Below are 2,666 nucleotides of genomic sequence, written 5' to 3'. Positions count from 1 at the left end.
GAGTATGCACCACTGTCTCGTCCTTTGTACACATATGTATCCAATAAAAGTGTAGCTGAAAAAGAACAAGTGGCTGATTATACTCAATTCGTCATTGAAAATGCTGGAGAGCTTTCTGAAGAAGTAGGCTACGTCAGCTTACCGGAAGAAGAGTACAAGAAGGATCTTGAAAAATTGAACGAACTAAAAAAATAATCAGTTTAACAGGCTGCCTAATCTCTTAGTATAAATAGAGGGATTGGGTAGCCCCTTAATATTGCGTGTCTGAAATGGAGGATACATGTTGGAACCGAAACAAACAGATACCTATTCTGTACAGCAATTAATTCTAGAAAAGAAAAGCAAAAAAAGATGGAATATAGAGAAACTCATTCCTAAACTGTTGTTCCTTACAGCGGTAATTTCTGTATTAATTACCATTGGGATAGTCCTTACGTTGATTTTTGAAACTTTTATATTTTTTGAGAAAGTGTCCATCGTGGAGTTTTTAACAGGACATAAATGGTTACCCTTTGCATCCACGCCTTCATTTGGGGTTATGCCACTTGTTGTTGGAACATTAAAGGTAACGGTAATAGCGGCGATAGTTGCAGTTCCGATAGGTCTTGCAACCGCCATTTTCTTGAGTGAATATGCATCAGAGAAAACACGGAGAATCATTAAGCCGATTTTAGAAGTTTTAGCTGGAATCCCTACTATCGTTTACGGCTTCTTTGCCTTAACCTTTGTAACGCCAGTATTGAGGGATATATTCCCTTCCCTTGACATGTTCAATGCTATAAGTCCTGGGATTGTGGTAGGAATCATGATCATGCCGATGATTGCCTCTTTATCGGAAGATGCGCTTGTCTCAGTACCGAAATCGATTCGTGAAGGTGCGTATGCTCTAGGTGCTACAAAGCTGGAAACGACGATTAAAGTGGTATTGCCAGCGGCCATGTCCGGTATCGTTGCTTCAATTGTCCTGGCTTTATCCAGAGCAATTGGAGAGACCATGATCGTAAGTGTCGCAGGTGGATCGACTCCAAGTATGAGTATGGACGTCACAAATTCTATTCAAACGATGACTGCCTATATCGTACAGGTGAGTACTGGAGACGCTGGGTACGGGACAACGATTTACTACAGCATATATGCGGTTGGAATGACACTGTTCGTCTTTACGCTTATTATGAATTTATTGGCGCAGTTCATCTCCCGCAAGTTCAGGGAGGAATATTAAAACATGAAACTGATAAACAAAAATCATGTTGTAAAAAAAATGCCCACTCGGCTGGCGGTTAACTCGATATGTAAAGGCTTATTCTTCTTAGCAACCTTATTTGGCCTTCTGGTATTGGCCATCTTATTTTATCGGATATTCACTCAAGGAATTGGTCATTTAAATTTTGATTTCTTCCAGAATTTCGCTTCAAGGAGACCGGAAGAGGCTGGTGTAAAGGCAGCTCTTATCGGTTCGATATGGTTAATGGCTGTCGTTACCCCAGTTTCCCTTCTTCTCGGTGTGGGAACGGCGATTTATTTAGAGGAATATGCACGAAAGAATTGGATCACATCTTTTATAAAGTTGAATATATCCAACCTGGCAGGTGTTCCGTCAATTGTATTTGGATTGCTCGGTTTGACGGTTTTCGTTAGGGCTCTAGCCTTGGATCGCTCCGTGTTGGCAGCAGGTTTGACGATGAGCCTACTCGTCTTGCCAGTCATCATTGTTGCAGCTCAGGAAGCCATACGTTCTGTACCGCGTGACTTAAGGGAAGCTTCTTATGGAATGGGTGCAACAAAGTGGCAGACAATTTTAAAAGTGGTTCTTCCAGCTGCGATACCTGGTATTTTGACAGGTGGAATACTAGCTTTATCCCGGGCGATTGGGGAAACGGCTCCATTAGTGGTGGTTGGTATCCCGTTGTTCATCGCCTTTTTACCGCAATCGGTCATGGATACTTTTACGGTGCTACCGATGCAAATCTATAACTGGACATCCCGACCACAGGAAGAATTTCAGCAGGTTGCGGCTGCAGGTATCATCGTTTTACTTGCCCTGTTAATTTTAATGAATTCGATAGCTGTCATAATCCGTAACAAGTTCCAGAAAAGATACTGATTGGAGGAAGGAAAGAATGAATATGACATTAACGGGACCCAAAAAGGCTCCAACAGTTGGAATAGAAAATGAAAATGCAGATTCTGTTTTCTTAAAGGAAACGGTGTATGAAACGTCAGATCTCAATTTATGGTACGGTGAAAACCATGCTTTAAAAAATATTAACCTAGATATGTATCAAAATGAAGTGACCGCCATTATCGGGCCTTCAGGATGTGGAAAATCTACCTACATCAAAACGTTAAATCGGATGATTGAACTTGTTCCAGATGTTAAAACGACTGGGCAGATTAAATATMGGAACCGCAATATTCTAGATCAGTCTTACAAGGTAGAAGATTTAAGGACACAGGTTGGTATGGTTTTCCAAAAACCTAATCCCTTCCCTAAATCAATTTATGAAAATGTTATATACGGACCAAAAATCCACGGTATCAAAAATAAAAAGATTCTTGATCAAATCGTGGAAAAGAGTTTAAAAGGAGCAGCCATTTGGGATGAAGTGAAAGACCGTCTGCATGAAAATGCGTATGGACTTTCTGGTGGACAGCAACAGCGCCTT

General features: G+C 41.0%; 3 protein-coding genes and 1 pseudogene. All 4 read left to right on the top strand.

What is annotated here, in order from left to right; translation table 11 throughout:
- Nucleotides 1–195 (top strand): annotated as a pseudogene (locus tag AC1DUW_RS25400) (phosphate-binding protein); the annotation flags it as partial.
- Between the two features lie 85 nt (nucleotides 196–280).
- Nucleotides 281–1,222, top strand: coding sequence for a phosphate ABC transporter permease subunit PstC (gene pstC, locus AC1DUW_RS25395; RefSeq protein WP_053346967.1), 942 nt, complete (start codon nucleotides 281–283; stop codon nucleotides 1,220–1,222).
- Nucleotides 1,223–1,225: 3 nt separating this feature from the next.
- Complete coding sequence (gene pstA / locus AC1DUW_RS25390; protein WP_053346966.1) at nucleotides 1,226–2,104, top strand: phosphate ABC transporter permease PstA; 879 nt, start codon at nucleotides 1,226–1,228, stop codon at nucleotides 2,102–2,104.
- A gap of 16 nt (nucleotides 2,105–2,120) precedes the next feature.
- A partial coding sequence (locus AC1DUW_RS25385) for a phosphate ABC transporter ATP-binding protein (RefSeq protein WP_477643776.1) occupies nucleotides 2,121–2,666 on the top strand: 546 nt, incomplete at its 3' end.

The sequence above is a fragment of the Peribacillus sp. P4_C12 genome (genome assembly GCF_056402095.1).
Note: the sequence above shows the minus strand (reverse complement) of the source record. Positions and strands in the feature narration are given on the sequence as shown.

Coding starts and splice junctions, on each gene's coding strand:
- pstC (WP_053346967.1), top strand. CDS start 281: ATGTTGGAACCGAAACAAACAGATACCTATTCTGTACAGCAATTAATT.
- pstA (WP_053346966.1), top strand. CDS start 1,226: ATGAAACTGATAAACAAAAATCATGTTGTAAAAAAAATGCCCACTCGG.